Raw genomic sequence first — 22,586 nt, forward strand, 5'->3', positions numbered from 1 at the left:
ACAACACTCGAATGAGCAAATTCGCCATCACCGGTAGCGGCCCCATGGGCCTCATGGCAGCACTGGAGCTGCTCAAGCGGGGCCATGCGGTCGACGTGTACGAACGCGACGACCGGATCGGCGGCATGTCGGCGGACTTCGACTTCGATGGCCTGCGCATCGAGCGCTATTACCACTTCATCTGCAAGACCGACTATCCGCTATTCAAGCTACTGGACGAGCTGCAACTGTCCGATCGCCTGCATTGGACGGATACCAAGATGGGGTATTACTACCAAGGCAAGCTGCACAAGTGGGGAACTCCATTCGCACTTCTCAGCTTCCCCCACCTTGGGCTGATCGACAAGGTCCGCTACGCCCTGCATGTGATGCACACCAAGGGCATCAAGGATTGGACCGAGCTGGACAAGGAGAATGCGCGCGCCTGGATCACGCGCTGGATCGGCCCGAAGGCCTACAAGGTGATGTGGGAAAAGGCGTTCTCGCTTAAGTTCTTCGAGTATCAGAACGCCCTGTCCGCGTCCTGGATCGGCACGCGCATCAAGCGCGTGGCGCTATCCCGGCGCAACCTGTTCAACGAGAGCATGGGATACCTGGAAGGCGGTTCGGCGGTACTGCTCGACCGCATGGCCGACGAAATCCGGCGCCTGGGCGGCAACATCCTGCTCGGGCAGCCCGTGGAGCAAGTCATGTCGGATGCGGGCAAGGTGACCGGCATCCGTACCCGCGAGGGAATCCATGCGTATGACCGCGTCATTTCCACGGCACCGATCCAGTACGTGCCCAAGCTGGTGCCTGGCCTGCCGAAGGACTATGCCGACAAGATCGATGCCATCGAGAACATTCCTGTCGCGTGCGTGATCCTGAAGCTGTCGCATCCGATCAGCGAGAACTTCTGGATGAACATCAGCGACGATCGGATCGCGATCCCAGGCTTGATCGAGTACAGCAACCTCAATCCCGGCAAGGGCCGCGGCGAGCACATCGTGTACGCGCCTTACTACATGCCCAAGACCCATCCGAAGTGGCAGTGGAGCAATCAGCAACTCATCGAAGAAGTCATTGGCTACCTGCCGATGATCAACCCGGCGTTCAAGCCCGAGTGGATCCGCGCCACCCATTGTCACCGTTATGAGTACGCGCAAACCATCTGCCCGCCTGGCTTCCAGAATATGCTGCCGCCGATGAGGTCGCCGCTCGACGGTTTCTTCATGGCCGACACCGCCTATTACTATCCGGAAGATCGCTCGATCAACGAGAGCATCGCCGTGGGCCAGACCTTGGCCCGCTTGGCGTCGTCGGACACGGGCAGCGAATGACGCCGTCCTCGTCGTCCCGCCAGTTCGCGATGTTTCCGATCGTCGTCGGACTTGCCGCGGCGATCAATGTCGGCTCGCGCGCCGTGCTTGGCCAGTGGCCGCACTGTTCGCCCGCCATTGTCGTTGCTTACGCGTAGAAGCGCATCATGGAAAAGCACAACGGATATCACCGCAAATGATTCTGCACTCCAAGCCACCGACAGACCGGCAGTTCCGGACGCTCAAGGGTCAGATCGGGTTTTTTCTGGTCATCCTTTTCGCGATCGCCTACAAGAGCAACGATGCGCTGAGCAATCCGCAATTCTGGGCGGAGGATGCCACTGTCTTTTTCAAGGACCAGTTCGGCAATGCTCTGCCGCAGCTGTTCACCCCGTATGCCGGCTACCTGCACGCCATCCCCAGAATGGTGGCGTGGATCGCATCCTGGCTACCTTCCGCGAAGGCGCCGTTGATCTACAACGCCTGCGCCATCATCGTGAGCACGGCAGCGCTCGCGTTTACCTGCAAGCGGCTGCAAGCGTACATTCCTGCCTGGATCACTGCGCTCTCCCTGCTTGCGGTGCCGACCAGTGGCGAGATCTTCGGCACGATCACAAACGCGCAGTGGTTCCTGCAGTTTCCGATGGCCGCCTACTGCCTTGCGCCGGCGGAGCGAGGCGCCACAATCAGCACCTCTTGGCTGCGCGCCGCTGCCATCCTGTTCATCGCGCTGACAGGCCCCTTTTCGATTCTGTTGTCGGCTGTCGTCATGGGCATGCTCGCGGCCGGCTGGATCGCCAAGCGGTCTGCCGTGGATCCTTTCGATGGCGCCCTGAGTGGCTTTGCCGCCAACCGCGATTGGCGCATGCTTTCGGCCCTGGCGCTGGGCGGGGTGGTGCAGACGATCGTGCTGGTCACCAACCCCCCGGCGGAGAGCGGCATACAACATGGCCTGGTCCCGACGCTAAAGGCCACCTTCACCGAGCTCGTGCCGATCCACACCTTTGGCAGCGACTTTCTCACGGGAACGGCCTGGATCCTTCTGTATGCATTGATCATCGGGACGTTAGTGCTCTCCAAAAAGATCGATGGGCGCGCCCGCTTGATCGTAATGGGATTCATCGCGTTTGCTGCGATCGAGGTCTTCGCGCCCGTGGCCAGAATGAAGGACGCGTCTCCCTTGTATGCACTTGCCGCAGCGGACCGTTATTTCTATCTGGTCAAGGTGGTCTGGTGGTGGTCAGTATGGCTTGCGCTTTCTGCCGCCGACAGGCGCAGCCGAGCGAATGCGACCGTGATGACCGCCGCACTGATCTGCTTGTTTGCCGTCACCAACCAACAGTACATGCGAAGAAACGCGTTCATCGATTACGCATGGCGGACCCACGCCAGGCAGCTCGAACTGCCCGGCCCCCAGACGGTTCCGGTCAACCCTCCCGGGTGGGGCGTCACCGTAGAAGCCAAGACGACCAAGGACGGGCGATGAGCAGCCATTCACGCCCCTCTCCGGCCAGAAGCCCGCGACCCGGCCCGCAGTCATGCTCGCGCACGCAAGCACAGACGGGCAGCCCGTGGGTGCCCTCGATTTGTTCGACGACCATCCGGGTAGGCCACAGGATTCCGCAGACAGCAGTCGGCCGATGAAGACTCCTGCCCTTTCCCAGCAGTTCTTTCGGTTCCTGGCCGCCGGTGGCCTCGCCGCAGCAGTCAACTTCGGCTCGCGCATCGTATTCAGCCAGTGGCTGCACTATGTGCCCGCGATCGTTGCGGCGTTCTGTCTGGGTTTGATCACCGGCTTCACCCTCAACAAACTATTCGTGTTCAACGAGGCAGGGAACCGTCTGCATCACCAAGTGTTGTGGTTCATCGCAATCAATCTCGCCGCAGTCGTGCAAACGATCCTGATCAGCCTGTTGTTCGCGCGCTGGCTGTTGCCGAGTCTAGGCGTCGACTTTCACAACGAAACGATTGCGCACGCCATCGGCGTAGTCGTTCCGGTCGTTACCAGCTACCTCGGCCACAAGCACCTGTCGTTCCGCACATGACTCGACTCAGCGTAATCCTCCTGATGTGCTACCTGATCGCAGGCTGTCATCCTGCGCCCGGTCCGGCGCCCGCCCCCACCTCTGCGCCCGCGCCCGCAACGATGCAAGCTACAGCACCGACCGGTCCGCAGTGTTTGAAAGAAGTGATTCGTGATCTGCGGGTGGAGTGGCCCAACAACAGCACGGTGAACATCGTAGCGTTTGGACACAGCGTCCCCGCCGGTTATGGCATCGCACCGATCGTACACAAGCGCGATGCGTATCCGCGGTTGCTTGAGGACGCGTTGGCCACGGCCTACCCGCACGCGGTACTCAACGTGATCACCGCAGCCGTGGGAGGAGAAGATTCCACGCGGGGATTGGCCAGGTTCCAGCGCGACGCGCTGGACCATCATCCCAGGGTGGTATTGATCGATTACGGCCTCAACGATCGGGGCCTGGAATTGCATGAGTCCGCCCGCAATCTGGCCGCCATGATCCGCGCCGCCCGTGCGGCAGGCGCATGTCCTGTGCTGCTGACGCCCACCTGGGATATGCAGGCGACTCCTGAACTGCCGGGTGACAAGCTCCTTGCGCAGGCAATCATGATCCGGAACCTAGGCGCGCTGACCGACGTACCGGTAGCCGACAGCCTGGCGGCGTTCCAAGCCTACAGCGGCGACCGCGCACAGTTGATGGCCCAGTTCAACCATCCCAACCGGAAGGGACACCAACTGGTGTTGGAAAAGCTGATTCCGCTATTCGTGCCCGCCCAGGTCGGCCACTAACATGGCCGGCGCCAAGGGTGACGTCGAGCCTTCTACGGGTCCTGGCCTCACCTGACCAGTACCGGCATGTCATCCGTGCGCTGAATGGTGAGCATTGCGGGGGTACAGAGCAACTGCCGGGCGCCATTGTTTTGGACGACTCGTATCTGCGCGGCAGCGGGGAGCTGCCGAACATCCACATAAGCCTCATAGCCCGCATACTCGAGTGTAGGCTGCTTGAAATAGGCGGCTACGTCAGGACGCGATACGCGGCCAGCCGGCACCACATGCGTGACCAGATCGCGCCCGGTGACAAGCAAACTTACACCCTTGTTCGGTATGCCCTTTGCGCTGTCGAGCGCGGCCCAACCTCTGATCACGACCACGCCGCTGGAAAGATCCATGGCCGCGGCGGTGACTTTGCGGCCATCGACATCATCGATATTGCAATCACCACCTAACGCATACGACGAAGGCACGGGACTCGGCGCTCTCGATCCGACCAGCGCCGCGTCCGCTTCGATCGACGACGGGATATCCAAGCGCGCGAAGCCGACGCGATAGTCGAGATCCCAAAGGAGCCGCGTGCCACTGTCACCGACCACGGTGAATGCGACCACTTTACGCTTGCCAAGCAGGTCTGCACGGTGCAGCGAACCGAGCGCAACGAATTCCTTGGCGTCTGCAACGGTGGGTGAAAGCAGGAAACCTGTCTTGGTCATGCCCGCGATAAGCCGGAAGTCCGCGCTTTGGCCGTTCTCATAGCGCACCCGCAGTGACAGCCTGGGCGCCTTGTAGAGCATCGAGAACAGCTTGCCCGCCAGGGTAGGCCTGATGTCCATCGTGACCCAAACCGGCTGGTCCGACCCCACCACTGTCACTTCCTTGCCCAGCATGGCACTCACCTGCACCGGCGCCTGAGGGACCAGCGCTGGCCTGATGGGATCAGCCCGCTCGAGCACCGCATACCCGCCATCGAGCGCTTTCGGCGTGAAACTGCCAAGCAGTGCCAACCAGCTAGCGCCATCCTCCAGCGAAGGATAGCGATGGTCGATTGGAGCCGTCTTGAAGTACACGCGTGACGGCGGATCACTGACCAGATGCGCTGCATTGGCTTTGAGAAGCGAAGGCGAATATGCCGCATAGCTTTGCAGCGTCGGACGCGGCTTCCAGGCTCCGCCGGCCGCCAGCATCGGTGACAGCTCCGCCGGATAGACGTCGGCGGCCCCTCTGTAATCGGCGAACGGCGGCGTCGCGCCCATGTACGCGATCTTGCCCTCGAAATGTTCAGCCAATATGCCTGGCTTAGTCATTCGCAGCCAGATGCCGTGCGCTGGGTGGCGGACCATCACGGAAAACCTCGCCATCGAGGTGTCCCAGGTGACCGACGTGTAGGCGCTGGAGATCAACCCCCACCCCACCCAAGCCTGCGATGACTGCAAGACCGCCCGCGCGGCCTCCCTGCGCCAGGCAAAGAAGAAGCCCGACAAACGCCAGGGCGACAGCGGCGACGAGCGCGTGCCCGTCGTGCCGAACGAACCCGGACTTGAAGGTGACGAACAGATAGGCGGCAACCAGGATTGGGGCGTACCAGTGACGACGGAGCCCACCAAGCGTGGAGATCGCCAACAAAAATGCGCCAACCACCATGAAGACGACCACATCGAGCGCACGCCCCTCCACGGACATGCCATCGGTGTACCCCGCGAGCATCGGCCCAAGCGCCAGGAGATAACGCGGCAGATCGATCAACGCCTGACCGGAAATCAACCAAACGCCCACGATGGCGATCAACTGGACGACGACGATCATGATCGCGGTCTTCCGTGAAGAGCGCCAACAGAGAATCAGCGCAATCGCCGTCGCAAACGCGACGATCAGGCCGAAATTACCCTTCACCACAGGCAGCATGGCCATGGCGGCCGCTACGATGCACAAGGTCGCCGTGAACGGCTTGCCTCGCTCCACTCCTCGCACGACGACATAGGGCAGCAGCAATGGCAGGAACAGAAATACCGCATCGCGCCCCCATCCAAGACCGATGACGACCGGCAGCAGCAGCAACAGCGTGCGCCTTTGCGGAGACACGACCGCGAACAGCCCGGCGAAAAGCGCGATGGCGATGAGCAACGCCCCACCGAGCATCAAACCGTCGGTGGCTGGATGGTAGACACCGGTATAGACCGATGCCAATGGACCAAACGTAAAGACGACGTCCGACCCGAAGCGCAAGCGTTGCGCCGTCGCGACATTCAGCGCGTGTGCCCATGATCCATCGATGCCGACGAAAGGCATCGTCGCGGCGAAAGGCGTCAACATCAGCACCGTCAGAACGCAGGAGAGCACCGAAGCACCCCAACCCCACGTCGTCATCGACTCCGTACCGGCCTTCACCTTGCCATGTTCCATGCTTGCCCCAGCGCCCCGTCTGTAGTGATGTGCGCGATGAACCCGGATCAACCCAACGTCAGGTTACGCAGTTTGCGCCCTATTCTCTGAGCGAGCGATGCCTTCTTGCGCACAGTGAAGAAACCTTGCGGCAGCAAGCCAGGATCGTCGACGAACGTGATCGCAGCGGCCAGCGCTCCGATCTCCCTTTCGACGAAGGCCGGCGGCATGGCCGCCCAACCATAGTTATCCGCTTCAAGGACATCCGCATTCCCCGCCACCGCAGCGTACACATGCTCACCTGCAGCGTAGCGGCGGCGCGCATCTGCAGGATCGGCAAACATCCTTGCATAGTCCTCCTCGTAGTGGTTGCGCCCATCCTGCTTGAGCGAGCAGGCCTGGCACAACTCGAGGAAATGATCGGTCGTGGTCGTCATCACGAGCGTGCCACCCGGCTTGAGCACACGCATCAGTTCGCGCAGCCAGAACGATGCCGATGCCGCCGAAAGATGCGAAAACACAGAAAATGCGTAAATGACGTCGAAGTAGCCGTCGTCGTAAGGCAGACGCGCATTGGTTCCTATGCTGCGCAGGGTTCCCGGCACCCCCGTCGTCCTGGCCACATCGAGAATGGCTTCGTCGACGTCGACGCCATGCAGATTGGTCACATCCACATCATTCAGGAAGAAGCGAATGATGCGACCCCAACCAACACCGAAGTCGAGCACCCTGGAACTGCTGCGAAGCGGATAGCTGCTCGCCTTGACGATCTTGTAGAACGTGAAGGCTTCGGCCAGGGCCGCTTCATTCGATTTACCGACGAAGACTTCCTGCTGATAGGCCGACGGGAATCCAGGCAGCCCAAGCGACCGGTCGTCGATTGAACGAAGAATACGCTGGTACCACTGCTGATCATCCATCTCGTCGCTCCGCACGTCGGAACATCAGGAAGGCAAAACAAAAATCCCCTGCTTGTCGTAATCCTCATGGCGCAAGGCAACACCTGGGGAACGCGTCGTCCCGGCAAAATAGCCTTCATGCTCGGCACAGAGCACAAAAAGCCGCTCGATCACATGCGCGAGCGTAGCATCGCGTTGCCCCGCCTCGGGATCGAACTCGCTCAACCCGATGTTGCGCGCGCGGAGCGCACGCAACGCGGCGGGCCGAAACCAGAACATGGTGCCGGCGAAGAACCCAAGACGTATGCGCGCATCGTCGACCCCCATCTCGGCGCCGAGGACACGCAAGCGCTCCTCGTTGCCTCCCCAGAAACGTGCGTTGCTCAGGTAAGCCGACTCCGGACCGACAATACCGCATGCAGGATGCTCATCAAAGGCCCGAAGGATCCTCAGGACCTCGAACGACGAGCCCAGCAGGGACTTCATCAGTTCGTCGCGCCATTGGCCGCCGCCATCGTGGTACACGCTCTTCTTCGAATGAATCTTGCAGACCGCGTCGTAGCGGTCGAGCAAGCCGGTGTTGAGCAGGCTGATGAAGGGCCCGACGTCGCGCCCGATGTTGGGATGAATGAATACCCGGACCCGGACCTTGTGCTCCTGGAAGTATCGAATCGCGATGCGGCGATCGGCAATCGACTTGACCGAAACGAAGACATCGTGATCGACAATCACGTTACGCATGTAGGCGTAAATCGAATCAATCAGATCGACATGGAAAAGATGCAGGACGATCGCAAAGCGAGCGCCCAACTCCTCGGCATCAATCGCCGCGACCCCATAGCGATCCAGTTCGTCCGGCGTGGGCGCATCACACTCGCCCGTGACGATCGGCATCACGCTCTTGCGGGTCTGGCGCATCCGCGCGATCTCACGCTCGACCATCGCACGCGCTGCGTCGTCTGTGATCAGGCGTGCCAGTTCGACATCGAGCACGCCATTGGGATCATCACGCAACACTTCGCTCTTGATGAAGCCGAAACGGCGATACAACTCATCCCAGAGATAGTGAGCCGGATTGGCATGCAGCACTCCCTGCTTGCTCGGCGCCGCGATCAGAGCATTGACTCCGTCTCGCAATCGCTTGCGCTTCAACCTGACCGCCACGGTCCGTCTTGCCGCGTCATCGGGCTGGAACGCCACCGCGATCCTCGCCCCGTGCGAAAGCAACCATTGGGTCAAGCCGACCTCATAGGAAAGGATGATTTCCCACTTGTCGTCCAATACCCTGACGTTCCTCCAGAAACGGTCGAAGTAATGACTGAAGAAAGCGCTCTTGCGGAATACCAGGAAATAGGACTGTAGGTGCCGACTTACCTGCAAGGACTCGGTCATTCCCCAGACATCGCATTCGACATCGCGCATCTGCGCGAATGCCTTGCCGATGCCGCCCCGATCGATGGTGACCACGCTATCGTTGGCGACGATCAGTTCGTCGTAAGAATACAGCGCCTCGATCGCGAAGATGCCGGTGCGGAACGAGTAGAAGTCGTAGCCGACGTTTTCGCGAATGATCACCGTGATTCGGTCATCCAGGCCCTCGGCCTGTTCGGGTGCCAGCCGAGTCGATACCAATACGATCCGCTCGGCGTGCAGCAGCAACTCATCGAGCAGCCGCCGGGCGGACTCGGTCAGCAGACCTTCGGCGTCGAAGTGGGCGAGGACCGCAACCCGACGCACCGCCATCATCGATTCCATATCTGATAGACCTGGACAGCGGACGCGCGCAGCCGCGGAAAGGGCAGGAGCATCCTTCCAATCAGGGATCGCAAGCGGGAACGCTTGACCACCGGGGCTGCCAGCGGCTTGGCCTGCCGCAGCTCCGCAGAAAGCAGAACCACTTCGTTGATGAGGCGGTCGCGGTCGTCCAATAGCGCTGCGGCGCGTTCGCCACCAAGAGCGCGAAGCAGCCTGCCGTCGTTGAGGAGATCATCCGGATCGGCACGGGCTCCTGTCACCGCGGCATGCGTCGCCTCAAGGTAGGCCAGACCGTGCTTCAGATCGGGCTCGAGATGACAACCCTCCCCCCATTCGTTCCAAGCATTGATGAAGATCAGCTGGTCTTCGGGTGCGTTGTTGACCCGCGTGTAATCGACCAACTGGCGTAGCCAGTATTGGTAGATCGACGGAGAGGAGTCCACCAGGATGTGCGACGTATGCTGGCGCCTGGCGGTGTTGTCCCATGAAGGGACGATGCCGCGGTACCAGCGGAAGTCAGGTTTTTCGCGGCTGATGGATTGCGCGACGACCTTGCGATAGTCGGCCATGCCACCCCGGAATTCCGGGTTGAGCATGTCGATATGGTGGGTCACCCGATTTTCCGAACCAAGGAAGGTGTGCGGCGGGAACTCGACAGCGGCGTCGAAACCCCAGTCGCGCGGGTCCACGATGCCGTAGAACTGTACGGCGACCAGATGGATTTCGCCGATACCGTTCTCCCGCGCGACGTCGCGCCAGCGTTCGGCCGTCTGCTTCGAGTCCGGGAACAGGTCCGCACGGTACACGAGCAGCATCGGCTTGCCATCCACCCGGATCGCCCGTCGGTCGCTCAGCAGCGGCAGGATATCTTCAAGGAACCGACGGTCTTGATCCTCGCCGTGCTTCTGTTCCAGCAGGACGTCCTTCTCCATGCCATCCCAGGTCCGCGTCCAATTCTCGTTCGCCCAACAGATGCAGAACGGGAACTCGATATCGCTCTTCAGATAGTTGTCGAGCGGCAGTTCGAGGATGCGGCGGCCATCGAACCAGTAGTAGTAGAAGCAAAACCCGTGGACGCCATACAGGGCAGCGAGTTCAGCCTGGGCCCGCATGTTTTCGACCAGGCGCAGATCGTAGAACCCGAGTTCACGAGGCACATGCGGCTGATAATGGCCAACGAAGTTCGGCCGCCCCTTTGCCACATTGGTCCACTCCGTGAACCCCGGCCCCCACCATTCGGAGTTCTCCGCAACCGGATGGTACTGCGGCAAATAAAAGGCAATTGGCTTTACAGTCGACATTGTCATTCCAGAAAATTCGGGCAGATCCCATTTACCAGGACATCTGCGAGGCCTGAAGGCAGAGAGTCGTCCCCACGACCCCGCGGCTAATCGTACACGGCCCAGCGTGCCGGGCCTCGCTCAAAGCAGATGCCGAGTAGGTCGCCGGCTTGGCTAGCCGCCGATACGCTCAGCGGCCAATCAAACGGCGCCACCACCTTCGCGGCAGCAACAACTGATCCAGCTTCTGCTCGTTACCCTCCAAACGCGGAACCACAACGGCCATCACTTCGCTTAGCGCCTGTGCACGCTCCTCGACAATGGTGCGCCGCAGCTCAGCGGACGATACCGCGTCCTGCGAGAGCTGCTGTACCCGCAGCTCGAGTTGCTGGGCATGGTCCTGCTGCTGCAGCAGTTCCTGCTGCTGTTGCTGCAGCAGTGCCTGCTGCTGCTGCACCTGCTGCTGCAACTGCTGGGCATGCTCCTGTTGCGCTTGCTCCCGCTGGGCAAGGTCAACCACCTGACCGCGCGCGTCGGCAAGACCTGCATAGACGCGCTCGATCTCCTCCATGTTTTTGACGTTGCGACCGAACGCGTCGAACAACCGATTGATCAATGCGAATCCACCGGAGGCCGCCGCTTCAGCCAGCTTCAACAGCGCAGGATCGCGTTGCTCCCCCACCAACAGCACGCCCAGTCCATGCGTGTGAGTGAACTCGAACGCGGGATACTGCCGGCTGATTTCGGCCCAGTACTGCCAGACACCGAAGCCACGCTCGCGCACGCACGTGTCGTGGAACAGCACCACGCCGCGACCGGAAAGTTTCGGCAGCCACGTTTCGAAATCTTCCCGGACGGCCTCATACGTGTGCAGGCCATCGATGTGCAACAGGTCGACTGAGCCGTCGGCGAAGTACTCCAATGCCTGACTGAACCGCATGCGCAGCATTTCAGAGATGCCGGCATAGTGACGCTGCTGATACTCGCGCAATTCGTTATAGATGTCATCGCCGTAAAAGCCAGCGTGCTCGTCGCCCTCCCAACTATCCACCGCGAACACGCGCGAGGTCAGTTGCTGCTCCTCGACCGCCTGGCAAAAGGCCAGGAAAGACGCGCCGCGATGCGTACCCAGCTCCACGATCGACTGCGGGCGAAGCTGCTCGACCAGCCACGATGCGAACGGAACATGCCCCAACCAGGCGCTGAAGGGCACCGATCGCGGGGCGATCAACATGCTGGGAGACAACGGAATATCGATCATGGAGAAATCTGATGCTTAGAGGAAGAAATGGAGTCGTCATCGCGCGATGCCGCTGCAATGAAGGCAGCGATGTCGCCGGAGCACAGCAGGGATTCGAAGGAACGGATCTTCTCGATCGGCCAGCGCCACCAACGGATCTCCAACAGTCGCGCGACGACCTGCTCGTCGAACCGCATGCGCACCACGCGCGCGGGGTTGCCGGCGACAATTGCGTAAGGCGGTACATCCTTGCTGACGACCGCGCCAGCGCCGATGCATGCGCCGTCGCCTACAGTGACACCGGACAACACCATGGCGCCATGGCCGATCCAGACGTCATTACCGACGAACGTGCGGCCCTTCGTGTGCGGAAGCCCGTCTTGCCCGGCACCCGGGGAGTTAAATGCAATCCGCAGCGGATAGGTGGTAACCCAGTCCGGGCGATGTTCGCCCCCACCGAAGATGATCACGCCGTCGGCGATCGAACAGAACGCGCCAATATCGATCCGCTCGCCTTCGCTCCACACTTTGAACTGCGGATTGCCGTAGGTGAAGCGGCCCACGGATATACGCGGATCGCTCGACACCAATGGCGGGATGAATCCGTGCCGTTCTGTCACCGACAGCGCCGAGACGGCGTGCTCATTGCCTGACACTCGTGCGCTCCATCTTCACTTCATCGAAAGGAATCCCGACCAGCCCATAGCGCAGACGGGGCGATGCGACCCGGATCAGCACCGCGTCATGCAACCAGGCGTGCTGCGTATTGGCGTAAGGATCTCCATCGGCGATGGAGACTGTCATGGAGTACTCGCCGTTAGGCAAAAGCGGCAGGGTAAAACGGAAGGACGCTTCCAGGCCGGTATCGGCCTCCACCTGGATCGGCGGCTGCACATAGGTATAGGTGTGTTCGCCGAACAACGACTGGCCAAGCCGGTCCTTGACGAAGAAGCCGATCAGCGGACTCTGCATCGGCTCGTGAGCGGTGGCGCGGATCTTCAGCACCACGTCTTCGCCACCGGCGAAGGTGGTGAAGGGTTCGCCCTGGTCGTTGCACAGCGTCACCGAATCGATGCTCGCCACGCCAGACTGCCAGCCTCCAGAGTTGGCTACGTTATCGAAGAGTTCGACCTTCAGATCCTTCTCTACGCGAGCCAGCGACGCCGTCTTCGGCTCGGCCTTGCCGGCCTGCCGCGACCGCAGCTTGACCGTATCGCCATAGACCTCCTGGGAGCAGTACTCGATGTAGGCGTTGCATGTCTCCTGTGCGGTGCCATGCATCCGCATCTCGCCCCGATCGAGCCACACCGCGCTCTGACAGAAATTCAGCACCGAGGACGTGTCGTGGCTGACGAACAGAAGTGTGCCGTTCTCGCGGAATTTGCGCAGGAAGCGCATGCACTTCTGCACGAAGATGGCATCCCCCACCGCCAGCGCTTCGTCGATCACCAGGATGTCGGCATCGACGTGGGCGATCACTGCGAACGCAAGCCGCACATACATGCCGCTGGAATAGGTCTTGACCGGCTGTTCAAGGAAGTCGCCGATATCGGCAAATGCCACGATGTCGTCGTACTTTCGATCGACCTCCTCCTTCGACAGGCCGAGGATCGAGGCGCTCATGTAGACGTTCTCGCGGCCGGTGAACTCGGGATTGAAGCCCGCGCCCAGTTCCAGCAACGCCGCGACGCGGCCACGCACGGAAACCTCCCCGCTGGTCGGCTGTAGCGTACCGCAGATGATCTGCAGCAAGGTGGACTTGCCCGAACCGTTACGCCCGATGATGCCCACCGTGTCGCCGCGGCGCACTTCGAAGTTGACGCCCTTCAACGCCCAGAATTCGCGATGGTAGTTGCGGCCGGGCTTGCGCAGGAAACGTGACAGGCGCGGCAGGATGGCCTGCTTGAGCCGATCCTGCGGCTGCGAATAGACCTGGTAGCACTTGGTGACATCCGATACGCGGATGGCAAGCTCTGCCTGGTCTTGCGCCGGGTGCTTAGATGACATCGGCAAATCCTCGGCGCATCTTCTGGAAGCACGCGTAGCCGATCCACGCGACGAACGCGGCGAAGACGGTGTACTTACCCAACCCGATGAAATCGGGCGCCTTGGCCCAGATCAGCACGTCGCGCGATTCCTCGATGATGAAGGTAAGAGGATTGAGATAGATCCACCTGCGGAGGCCCTCGGGCAGCGACGTGACAGGGTAGAAAACCGGCGCCAGGAACAGCAGGATCGTGGTCAGGATGCCGGTCATCTGCCCGATGTCGCGCACGAATACGCCCAATGCCGACAGCAGCCAGGCCAGGCCCATGGTCAGCAGCACCAGCGGGAGCAGCACCAGCGGGAGGTATACGACGGTCAGCGGCAGGACACCGCGAATGAGCAACTGCGCAAGCAGCAATACCGCCAGCGATACCAGTGCATGGAATAGCGCCGCCCCCATTGCCACCCAGGGCAGCGTCTCCAACGGAAACACGACGCGCTTGACGTAGCTCGCGTTGCCAACGATCAGGCTGGGCGCGCGGTTGACGCATTCGGCGAAGATGCCATGCACCAGAATGCCGACGAACAGAATGATGGCGAAATCGCCCTTGTTCGCTGTTTCAACGCCCCAGCGCGCATTGAAGACCACAGAGAACACGAACGTGTAGACGGCCAGCATCAGCAGCGGATTGAAGAACGACCACGCCAGGCCCATCAACGAGCCGCGATAGCGACTGATGACCTCGCGCTTGGCCAATTGATAGATAAGGGCGCGATTGCTGACGAAGCTACGGATCATCGCCATCGGCGAACCGGAGGCAGCGACGGAGGACGAGATCATCTGGTTCATGCGGAAGCGACAGCCAGCGCCAGGTCCAGATCCCTCCGCAAATCCCCCACATCCTCCACCCCGACGCTCAACCGCACCAACCCATCGCTGATGCCCAGCTGCGCGCGACGCTCCACCGGGATCGAGGCGTGGGTCATCACCGCCGGATGGTTGACCAGGCTTTCCACGCCGCCCAGCGATTCGGCCAGGGTGAACAGTTCGGTCTTTTCGCAGAAGCGCTTGGCCGCGTCGAAGCCGCCCTTGAGCACGATCGAGACGATGCCGCCGAAGCCGGACATCTGCCGCTGCGCCAGCGCGTGTTGCGGGTGCGAGACCAGGCCGGGGTAGATCACCTTCTCGATCGCCGGATGGGTGTCCAGCCACTGCGCCAGCGCCAGGGCGTTCTCGCAATGCGCGCGCATGCGCAGCGGCAAGGTCTTCAGGCCGCGCAGCGCCAGGAAGCTGTCGAACGGACCCTGCACGCCACCCACGGAGTTCTGCAGGAACGCCAGTTGCTCGGCGAGTTCGGCGTTGTGGCCGACCACGGCGATGCCGCCGACCATGTCGGAATGGCCGTTGAGGTATTTGGTCGCCGAGTGCACGACGATGTCCGCGCCCAGCGCGAGCGGGCGCTGCAGCATCGGCGAGGCGAAGGTGTTGTCCACCACCACCAGCAGGCCGTGCTGGCGCGCGATCGCGGCGATCGCGGCGATGTCCACGATCTTCAACATCGGGTTGGTGGGGGTTTCGATCCACACCATCCGGGTCTTGGGCGTGATCGCCGCTTCGAACGCGGCCGGATCGGTCAGGTCGACGAAGCTGAATTCCAGCGCGGCCGTGCGCTTGCGCACGCGCTCGAACAGGCGGTAGCTGCCGCCATACAGGTCGTCCATCGCCACCACGTGGCTGCCGCTGTCCAGCAACTCCATCACCGTGGAGGTGGCGGCCATGCCGGAGGCGAAGGCGAAACCGCGCGAGCCGCCTTCCAGCGCGGCCACGCAGCGCTCGTAGGCGAAGCGGGTCGGGTTGTGGGTGCGCGAGTACTCGAAGCCCTGGTGTTCGCCGGGGCTGGACTGGGCGTAGGTGGAGGTCGCATAGATCGGCGGCATCACCGCGCCCGTGGACGGGTCCGGATGCTGGCCGCCATGGATCGCCAGGGTCGCCAGCGACAGCGCAGGGCCGTCGCCATGGGGGTTGGACGTGTGGTCCGTCATGAGGGGTTCCCGGAGAAGGGGCGTGATTCTAGCAGCGAGGTCTGAACGGCCCCATGCACAGGGGCCGTTCCTGAACGGGCGTCACTGCACGCGGCGGCGCAGGTAGTTGAGCAGGTCGATGCGGGTGATCAGCCCCAGGAAGGCGCCCTCGTTCATCACGATGGCGACCTGCCCACGATCGAACACCGGCAGCAGGGCCTCGATCGGCGATTTGACGTCGAGCCGGTCGAGCTTGCTGACCATGGCCGTGGAGACCGGATCGCGGAACCGCGCCTCGTCGCCGTACACGTGCAACAAGACATCGCTTTCGTCGACGATGCCGACCAGTTGGTCGCCATCCATTACTGGCAGCTGCGACACGTCGTACAGCTTCATGCGCTGGTAGGCGGTGGTCAGCAGGTCCCTGGGGCCGACCACCACGGTGTCGCGCTGGCTGTACGGGCGCAGGATCAGGTCGCGCAGGTCGCCGTGCTGCGGGCGCTCCAGGAAGCCGTTGTCCAGCATCCAGTAGTCGTTGTACATCTTCGACAGGTATTTGTTGCCGGTGTCGCAGACGAACACCAGCACGCGCTTGGGCTCGGTCTGCTCACGGCAGTACTTCAGCGCGGCGGCCAGCAGGGTGCCGGTGGAGGAGCCGCCGAGGATGCCTTCCTTGGCCAGCAGCTCGCGCGCGGTATGGAAGCTCTCGGCGTCGCTGATCGAATAGGCCTTCTTCACCCGGGTGAAATCGGAGATGTCGGGCAGGAAGTCCTCGCCGATGCCTTCCACCAGCCAGCTGCCGGACTTCTCGCTGACCGTGCCCTGCTCGATGTACTCGGTCAGGATCGAGCCGACCGGGTCGGCCAGCACCAGTTCGGTGTGCGGCGAGGCGGCGGCGAAGGCGCGCGACAGGCCGGTCATGGTGCCGGAGCTGCCGCAGCCGAACACGATCGCGTCCAGCCGGCCGTCCATCTGCCGCAGGATCTCCGGGCCGGTGCCGAACTCGTGCGCGGCCGGGTTGTCGGGGTTGCCGAACTGGTTGATGAAATAGGCGCCCGGGGTCTCGGCGGCGATCCGCGCGGCCAGGTCCTGGTAGTACTCGGGGTGGCCCTTGGCCACGTCGGAGCGGGTCAGCACCACCTCGGCGCCCATCGCCTTGAGGTTGAAGATCTTCTCCCGGCTCATCTTGTCCGGGACCACCAGGATCAGCTTGTAGCCCTTCTGCTGGGCCACCAGGGCCAGGCCGATGCCGGTGTTGCCGGCGGTGCCCTCGACCAGCACCGCGCCGGGCGTGAGCTCGCCGCGGCGTTCGGCCGCCTCGATCATCGACAGGCCGATGCGGTCCTTGATCGAACCGCCGGGATTGGCGCTCTCCAGCTTCAGGTAGAGCTCGCACACGCCGGTGTCGAGCTTGCTGGCCTTGACGATGGGGGTGTCGCCGATCAGGTCGAGTACGGAGGAGTGAATGGCCATCGAGTCCGGGAGCATCGCGCCGTCGTAGCGGCTGGACCGGTGATTATCCGCGCTATGCGCCGGAATGTCAGACACGGCGCCCGCGCGGGCAAGAAAAAAGCCGCGATCGCGGCTTCGGAGAGGATGACGCGGACGGTGGCAGGCCGACGAGGAGGCCGGCCACCGCCCGCGACAAGTGAACCTGTCGTGGGAGGGTGGATCAGTGCGGCTTCTGCTGCTCGTCGTAGAGCCGCAGGAGCTTTTCCTTGGCTGCGAGCTTCTCCCGCTTCATCTGGGACAGGGTGAGATCGTCGATCGGCAGCACGCCGAGTTCGGCATCCATGCACTTCTTGTCCAGGGTCTTGTGCCGCTGGTAGAGCTGCTTGAACTCGGGATCGGATTTGATCAGCGCGTCGATTTCGGTCTGCGATTGCCCTTCGAACATAGGATGAGCCTCCTTCAGCTGGAAACGAGAACGCCCCGGCCGGAACGGCGCGGGGCGTTGCCTGGGAGCGGAGCCGCGCGGGCCGCCAGCGTTACCACCACAGCGCCCGGGCCTGCGGCCCTGGGTCCATCGTGCTGCGCTGCGTGCCACTGCTTCATCGGCCCGGTGTCTCCGTGGGACCAGGCGACGAAACTGCCGCCTGGGACTTGACCCTACGCCACCCCACCGCTTCCGACAAGGGACCTTCGCCCGCTTTTCCGCATTCAGTTGCTTGCCGCTCAGGCCCAGGGAAAAACCGCGTTAAAACCGTTTCCAGGACCATGACGGCGATCCCGGCTCACGGCGCGATCACCACCTCGGCCGCACGCGCCTTGGTGGCCGGCGCCTTCTTGCCCACCGCCTGCAGCCGGCTCGCCGCGACGCCGCCGCCCACCAGGGCGTCGCGCAGGGCGTCGGCGCGCTTCTGCGCCACCCCGGCGTCGGCGTCGTAGGCCTCGATCCGCACCCGGCCCTTGGACGCGATCTGCAGGTACTGCGCCAGCGCCTTGGCCTGGCCGGCGGCGTCGGCGGTCAGGGCCGACTTGCCGGCGGCGAACGCGCCGCCGGTCACGGTGAACACCTCCCCGCGCGCCTCGAAGCGCGACGCCGGCAGCTTGGCCCCGGCGACCAGTTCGGCCTCCTCGCGCGCCAGCTTGGCCGACTTCTGCTGCGCGGCGCTGAGCTTGGCGGTCTGCTGCCCGGCCACGCTGGTCAGCGCCTGCTCGGCGTCCTGCCGCGCCAGTTGCTCGGCCTCGGCCGCCTGGCGCAGGCTCTCGGCCTCCTCGGCCTGGATCTGCGCCTGCACCCGCAGCCGCTCGGCTTCCTGGCGCGCGCGCGCGGCCTCGCGGCGGCTGGCTTCGACCAGCAGCTCGCTGCGGGTGCGCTCCAGCCGGTCGACCTCGCGTCGCGCCAGCGCCGCGCGGGCGCTGGTCTCGGCGATCTCCACGCGGCGCTCGGCGATGTAGCGCGCATCGTCCTGCTCCTTGCGCTTGGCCGCGGCGAACGCGGCCACCGCCTGCTGCGCCTGCAGCCGCTCGTAGGCGGCCACGTCGGCGCTGAGCGGATCGGCCTGCAGCGCGATCAGGCGCTGGTTGAGCACGGCCACTTCCGGATCCTCGGCGGCGAACGCCGCCAGCGGCGCGACCAGCAACAGCAGCGCGGCCAGGCGGCCGGTCATGCCAGGGCGGCGGCTCATGGACGGCCCTCCCCGGTGCCCAGCGTGCGTTGCAGCTCGGCGACCTCGGCCTTGCGCTGCTGCAGTTGCGCATTCGCCACCGCCTCCTCGCTGCGTGCCCGCGCCAGGTCGGCATCGGCGGCCACGCGCAGCGCCAGCTGCGGGGCGGTCTTGCGCTGGCGGCGGTCCAGCGCCGCCTGCTGCGCCTGTTCCAGACCCTGGCGGGCGGTGGCGATGAGGTCGGGGGCGTACTGATCGGCGTCGGCCTGGATCGCGCGCTGCACCGCCTGCTGCGCGGTCAGCAGCTCCGGCGAGGCGACCTGGGCGAACGCGGCGGGCGCGGCAAACAGCGCCAATGCGCACGCCATCACGTACAGCGGGCAACGGATTTGTGCGAAGCTAGTTTTCATCAAGGGGGGCCGTAGGCGGAGACGTCGAGCGCGGCCATTGTCGGAAGCCTGTGGCGCGCTTGCAACGGGCGGCCGCGGATCGTTGGGGAACCATTGCGCATGGATATCGGCTACTTCCTGAAGCTGATGACCGAAAAGAACGCCTCGGACATGTTCCTGACCACGGGAGCACCGGTCTACATCAAGATCGAAGGCAAGCTGTACCCGCTCGGCGCCACCGGCCTGCCGCCGGGCATGGTCAAGAAGATCGCCTATTCGCTGATGGACGAGGGCCAGGTGCCGCAGTTCGAGCGCGACCTGGAGTTGAACATGGCCATCGCCCTGCAGGACGCCGGGCGCTTCCGCGTCAATGTGTTCAAGCAGCGCGGCGAGGTCGGCATGGTGATCCGCGCGATCCGCAGCAAGATCCCCAGCATCGAGGAACTGCACCTGCCGCAGGTGCTCAAGGATGTGATCATGACCCCGCGCGGGCTGGTCCTGGTGGTCGGCTCGACCGGCTCGGGCAAGTCCACCTCGCTGGCGTCGATGATCGACCACCGCAACAGCACCACGACCGGGCACATCCTCACCATCGAGGACCCGATCGAGTACCTGCACAAGCACAAGATGTCCATCGTCAACCAGCGCGAGGTCGGCCTGGACACCCACGCCTTCCACAACGCGCTGAAGAACGCGATGCGCGAGGCGCCGGACGTGATCCTGATCGGCGAGATCCTGGACGCGACCACGATGGAGGCGGCGATCGCCTTCGCCGAGACCGGCCACCTGTGCCTGGCCACGCTGCACTCCAACAACGCCGACCAGACCATCGAGCGCATCCTCAACTTCTTCCCGGAAAGCGCGCACAAGAACGTGCTGATGAACCTGGCGCTGAACCTGCGCGCGGTGATCTCGCAGCGCCTGGTCAAGGACAAGAACGAGCGTCGCCGCCCGGCCACCGAGGTGCTGCTGAACACGCCGATGATCCGCGACCTGCTGCGCCGCGGCCAGGTCCACGAGATCAAGGCGGCGATGGAGGAGTCGCTGGAGGAAGGCATGGAGACCTTCGACCAGTGCCTGTTCCGAATGGTCAAGCAGGGCCAGATCGAGCAGGAGGAAGCGCTGCGCGCGGCCGATTCGCGCGACGGCCTGGCGCTGAAGTTCCGCCTGTCCGAGGGCTCCAGCGGCGAGCACGATCCCTACGCCGACTACGACGCCGGCGCCGCCAGTTCGCCGCGGATTACCCACGGCTTCGGCTGAGCCGCGCGCACGGCGCCGCGGTGTAGGAGCGGCTTCAGCCGCGACAGGGACCCGCGTCGTCGCGCCACGCACCTGCCGGCGCCTGATGGTGCCTGTCGCGGCTGAAGCCGCTCCTACGACGGCGGTGCGTTGCGCTCAGACTTGCGCGTCCGGCTGCCGTTCCGGGCGCGCCGCGTCGAACGCCGGCAAGGCCAGGCAGGCCTGTTCGATCCGCTCCAGGGTCGGGTAGGCCTGCAGGTCCAGGCCGAAACGGCGCGCGTTGTACACCTGCGGGACCAGGCAGCAATCGGCCAGCCCCGGCTGTTCGCCATGGCAATAGCGGCCGGTGTCGGGCGATTCGGCGAGCAGTTGCTCCAGCGCATCGAAGCCCAGTGCGAGCCAGTGCAGCATCCATTCCTCGCGCTCGGACTGCGGCACGCTCCACACGTTCTCGAAGAACTGGCCCACGCGCAGGTTGTTGAGCGGGTGGATGTCGCAGGCGATCAGTTGCGCCAGCCCGCGCACCCGCGCGCGGTCGATCGCCGCGTCGGGCAGCAGCGGCGGCTCCGGCCAGCGTTCGTCCAGGTACTCCAGGATCGCCAGCGACTGGCGCAGCGGCTGGCCGTCGTGGCACAGGGTCGGCACCAGTTCCTGCGGATTGAGCCGCGCGTACTCCGGCGCGTGCTGCTGGCCGCCGTCGCGCACCAGGTGCACCGGGATCGCCTGATAGGCCAAGCCCTTCAGGTTCAGACCGATGCGCACGCGGTAGGCGGCGCTGGAGCGCCAGTAGGTGTACAGCTGCAACGCCTCTTCCACGCCCCATCCCCTCGTCCCCGGAACACCGAAGATACCGCGGACGCGGCAACGCGCGCGCCGCCGGTCGTCCGGTTGCCGCCGCCGGCCGGCTCAGGGCCGGGACGCGGGCTCGATGCGCTGCTCGATCGCGCCGAAGATGCTCGCTCCGTCAGGGTCCAGCATCTCGATCCGCACCACGTCGCCGAATTTCATGAACGGCGTGCTCGGCTTGCCGTCGCGCAGGGTTTCCACGGTGCGCTGCTCGGCGAAGCAGGACGCGCCACGCGCGGTGTCCTGGTTGGCGATGGTGCCCGAGCCGATCACCGCGCCGGCCGCCAGCGGCCGGGTCTTGGCGGCGTGCGCGATCAGCTGCGCGAAGTCGAACTGCATGTCCTCGCCGGCCTCGGGCGCGCCGAACCAGGCGCCGTTGATGTGGGTCAGCAGCGGCAGATGCACCTTGTTGTCGCGCCAGGCCTCGCCCAGCTCGTCGGGGGTCACGAACACCGGCGACAGCGCCGAGCGCGGCTTGGACTGCACGAAGCCGAAGCCCTTGGCCAGTTCGGCCGGGATCAGGTTGCGCAGCGACACGTCGTTGACCAGCCCAACCAGTTGGATATGCGCGGCCGCCTGCTGCGCATCGACCGCCATCGGCACGTCGTCGGTGACCACCACGATCTCCGCCTCCAGGTCGATGCCGTAGTCCTCGCTGACCACCTTGACCGCATCGCGCGGGCCGTAGAAGCCGGCGCTGACCGCCTGGTACATCAGTGGGTCGGTGTAGAAGCTCTCCGGCACCTCGGCGCCGCGCGCGCGGCGCACCCGCTCCACGTGCGGCAGGTAGGCGCTGCCGTCGAGGAACTCGTAGGCGCGCGGCAGCGGTGCCGCCAGCGCCGCCATGTCCAGGTCGAACTGGCCGTCGGCGCTGCCGTCGTTGAGCGACTCGAACAGGGCGTTCAGGCGCGGGGCCAGGTTGCTCCAGTCCTCCAGCGCGCGCTGCAGGGTCGGGGCGATGCCGGTGGCGCGCACCGCGCGGGTCAGGTCGCGCGACACCACGATCAGGGTGCCGTCGCGGCCGCCTTCCTTCAGGGAACCTAGCTTCATGTCCGTCCAGTGCTGGGGAGCCGAGCGGGCGATTGTACGGCCACAGCGGAGATTGGTTGCAAGTGAAACGGAGGCGCCGGCCGTCGGCCCGATCGCGACGCCTTTTGTGCAATGCGCCAATTCAGCGTAGACTGCGCCGGTCTGCATGCGGCCGTCCGTTTCCCTCAGGGACCGCCGGCGAGTCCAGGATCGCGAGGATCCGCTCGCCCGCCCCGCCCGACGCCTTTCGTGGTGCCGACGAACCCGAGCGCTGTTGCTCCGGGTTGATCCACCCTCTCGCAGCGCGGTTCACG

General features: G+C 63.9%; 21 protein-coding genes. 5 read left to right on the forward strand and 16 right to left on the reverse strand.

Annotated features, from left to right (window positions below; all coding sequences use genetic code 11):
* Positions 1 to 11 precede the first annotated feature (11 nt).
* From AB3X07_RS19335 to AB3X07_RS19350, 4 genes are all read left to right on the forward strand, one after another.
* Positions 12 to 1,319, forward strand: a complete 1,308-nt coding sequence (locus AB3X07_RS19335; RefSeq protein ID WP_369940409.1) for an NAD(P)/FAD-dependent oxidoreductase — start codon at positions 12 to 14, stop codon at positions 1,317 to 1,319.
* 175 nt (positions 1,320 to 1,494) lie between these two features.
* Complete coding sequence (locus tag AB3X07_RS19340; protein ID WP_369940410.1) at positions 1,495 to 2,784, forward strand: hypothetical protein; 1,290 nt, start codon at positions 1,495 to 1,497, stop codon at positions 2,782 to 2,784.
* A 154-nt stretch (positions 2,785 to 2,938) separates the two neighbouring features.
* On the forward strand, positions 2,939 to 3,343 hold the full coding sequence (locus AB3X07_RS19345; protein WP_369940412.1) for a GtrA family protein: 405 nt from the start codon (positions 2,939 to 2,941) through the stop codon (positions 3,341 to 3,343).
* Positions 3,344 to 3,486: 143 nt separating this feature from the next.
* On the forward strand, positions 3,487 to 4,110 hold the full coding sequence (locus AB3X07_RS19350) for an SGNH/GDSL hydrolase family protein (protein WP_369944818.1): 624 nt from the start codon (positions 3,487 to 3,489) through the stop codon (positions 4,108 to 4,110).
* Between the two features lie 47 nt (positions 4,111 to 4,157).
* Here AB3X07_RS19350 and AB3X07_RS19355 read toward each other — a convergent pair whose 3' ends face one another.
* The 14 genes from AB3X07_RS19355 to AB3X07_RS19420 all read right to left on the reverse strand — a co-directional run bounded on the left by AB3X07_RS19355 (position 4,158) and on the right by AB3X07_RS19420 (position 19,179).
* Positions 4,158 to 5,456, reverse strand: coding sequence for a hypothetical protein (locus tag AB3X07_RS19355; RefSeq protein WP_369940413.1), 1,299 nt, complete (start codon positions 5,454 to 5,456; stop codon positions 4,158 to 4,160).
* Positions 5,395 to 6,498 carry a hypothetical protein gene (locus AB3X07_RS19360; RefSeq protein ID WP_369940414.1) on the reverse strand — a complete coding sequence of 368 codons (1,104 nt, stop codon included), beginning with the start codon at positions 6,496 to 6,498 and terminating at the stop codon, positions 5,395 to 5,397. The genes AB3X07_RS19355 and AB3X07_RS19360 overlap by 62 nt, the downstream gene beginning before the upstream one ends.
* A 47-nt stretch (positions 6,499 to 6,545) precedes the next feature.
* Positions 6,546 to 7,397, reverse strand: coding sequence for a class I SAM-dependent methyltransferase (locus AB3X07_RS19365; RefSeq protein ID WP_369940415.1), 852 nt, complete (start codon positions 7,395 to 7,397; stop codon positions 6,546 to 6,548).
* 24 nt (positions 7,398 to 7,421) lie between these two features.
* Positions 7,422 to 9,131: a rhamnan synthesis F family protein gene (locus AB3X07_RS19370; protein WP_369940417.1), complete on the reverse strand. Its 1,710-nt coding sequence runs from the start codon at positions 9,129 to 9,131 to the stop codon at positions 7,422 to 7,424.
* Positions 9,119 to 10,432 (reverse strand): glycoside hydrolase family 99-like domain-containing protein, encoded by a 1,314-nt coding sequence (locus AB3X07_RS19375; protein WP_369940419.1) that lies wholly within the window; start codon positions 10,430 to 10,432, stop codon positions 9,119 to 9,121. Before AB3X07_RS19375 ends, AB3X07_RS19370 begins: the two co-directional genes overlap by 13 nt.
* Positions 10,433 to 10,601: 169 nt before the next feature.
* Positions 10,602 to 11,672 (reverse strand): class I SAM-dependent methyltransferase, encoded by a 1,071-nt coding sequence (locus AB3X07_RS19380; RefSeq protein ID WP_369940420.1) that lies wholly within the window; start codon positions 11,670 to 11,672, stop codon positions 10,602 to 10,604.
* Positions 11,669 to 12,307: a CatB-related O-acetyltransferase gene (locus AB3X07_RS19385; protein WP_369940422.1), complete on the reverse strand. Its 639-nt coding sequence runs from the start codon at positions 12,305 to 12,307 to the stop codon at positions 11,669 to 11,671. Before AB3X07_RS19385 ends, AB3X07_RS19380 begins: the two co-directional genes overlap by 4 nt.
* Positions 12,294 to 13,658: an ABC transporter ATP-binding protein gene (locus AB3X07_RS19390; protein ID WP_369940423.1), complete on the reverse strand. Its 1,365-nt coding sequence runs from the start codon at positions 13,656 to 13,658 to the stop codon at positions 12,294 to 12,296. Before AB3X07_RS19390 ends, AB3X07_RS19385 begins: the two co-directional genes overlap by 14 nt.
* Entirely contained in the window at positions 13,648 to 14,487 is an 840-nt protein-coding gene (locus AB3X07_RS19395) for an ABC transporter permease (protein ID WP_369940424.1), read from the reverse strand. Before AB3X07_RS19395 ends, AB3X07_RS19390 begins: the two co-directional genes overlap by 11 nt.
* The gene (locus tag AB3X07_RS19400) at positions 14,484 to 15,680 is read right to left on the reverse strand and encodes a cystathionine gamma-synthase (RefSeq protein WP_369940426.1); all 1,197 of its coding nucleotides are present in this window, start codon (positions 15,678 to 15,680) and stop codon (positions 14,484 to 14,486) included. Before AB3X07_RS19400 ends, AB3X07_RS19395 begins: the two co-directional genes overlap by 4 nt.
* 81 nt (positions 15,681 to 15,761) lie before the next feature.
* Positions 15,762 to 17,132 carry a pyridoxal-phosphate dependent enzyme gene (locus tag AB3X07_RS19405; RefSeq protein WP_369940427.1) on the reverse strand — a complete coding sequence of 457 codons (1,371 nt, stop codon included), beginning with the start codon at positions 17,130 to 17,132 and terminating at the stop codon, positions 15,762 to 15,764.
* 199 nt (positions 17,133 to 17,331) lie between these two features.
* Complete coding sequence (locus AB3X07_RS19410) at positions 17,332 to 17,556, reverse strand: YdcH family protein (RefSeq protein ID WP_263110973.1); 225 nt, start codon at positions 17,554 to 17,556, stop codon at positions 17,332 to 17,334.
* A 337-nt stretch (positions 17,557 to 17,893) separates the two neighbouring features.
* A complete protein-coding gene (locus tag AB3X07_RS19415; RefSeq protein ID WP_369940428.1) occupies positions 17,894 to 18,790 on the reverse strand; it encodes an OmpA family protein in 897 nt (298 codons plus the stop codon).
* Positions 18,787 to 19,179 carry a DUF4398 domain-containing protein gene (locus AB3X07_RS19420; RefSeq protein WP_369940430.1) on the reverse strand — a complete coding sequence of 131 codons (393 nt, stop codon included), beginning with the start codon at positions 19,177 to 19,179 and terminating at the stop codon, positions 18,787 to 18,789. The genes AB3X07_RS19415 and AB3X07_RS19420 overlap by 4 nt, the downstream gene beginning before the upstream one ends.
* 99 nt (positions 19,180 to 19,278) lie before the next feature.
* Between AB3X07_RS19420 and AB3X07_RS19425 the strand changes: the two genes are divergently transcribed.
* Positions 19,279 to 20,418 carry a PilT/PilU family type 4a pilus ATPase gene (locus AB3X07_RS19425; RefSeq protein ID WP_369940431.1) on the forward strand — a complete coding sequence of 380 codons (1,140 nt, stop codon included), beginning with the start codon at positions 19,279 to 19,281 and terminating at the stop codon, positions 20,416 to 20,418.
* A 135-nt stretch (positions 20,419 to 20,553) separates the two neighbouring features.
* Here the strand turns inward: AB3X07_RS19425 and maiA are convergent, their stop codons facing one another.
* Both maiA and AB3X07_RS19435 read right to left on the reverse strand, forming a co-directional pair.
* Positions 20,554 to 21,213, reverse strand: coding sequence for a maleylacetoacetate isomerase (maiA, locus tag AB3X07_RS19430; protein ID WP_369940432.1), 660 nt, complete (start codon positions 21,211 to 21,213; stop codon positions 20,554 to 20,556).
* A gap of 90 nt (positions 21,214 to 21,303) precedes the next feature.
* Positions 21,304 to 22,293, reverse strand: a complete 990-nt coding sequence (locus AB3X07_RS19435; RefSeq protein WP_369940434.1) for a fumarylacetoacetate hydrolase family protein — start codon at positions 22,291 to 22,293, stop codon at positions 21,304 to 21,306.
* Positions 22,294 to 22,586: the final 293 nt, after the last annotated feature.

This window comes from Xanthomonas sp. DAR 35659 (assembly GCF_041242975.1).
GTDB lineage: Bacteria > Pseudomonadota > Gammaproteobacteria > Xanthomonadales > Xanthomonadaceae > Xanthomonas_A > Xanthomonas_A medicagonis.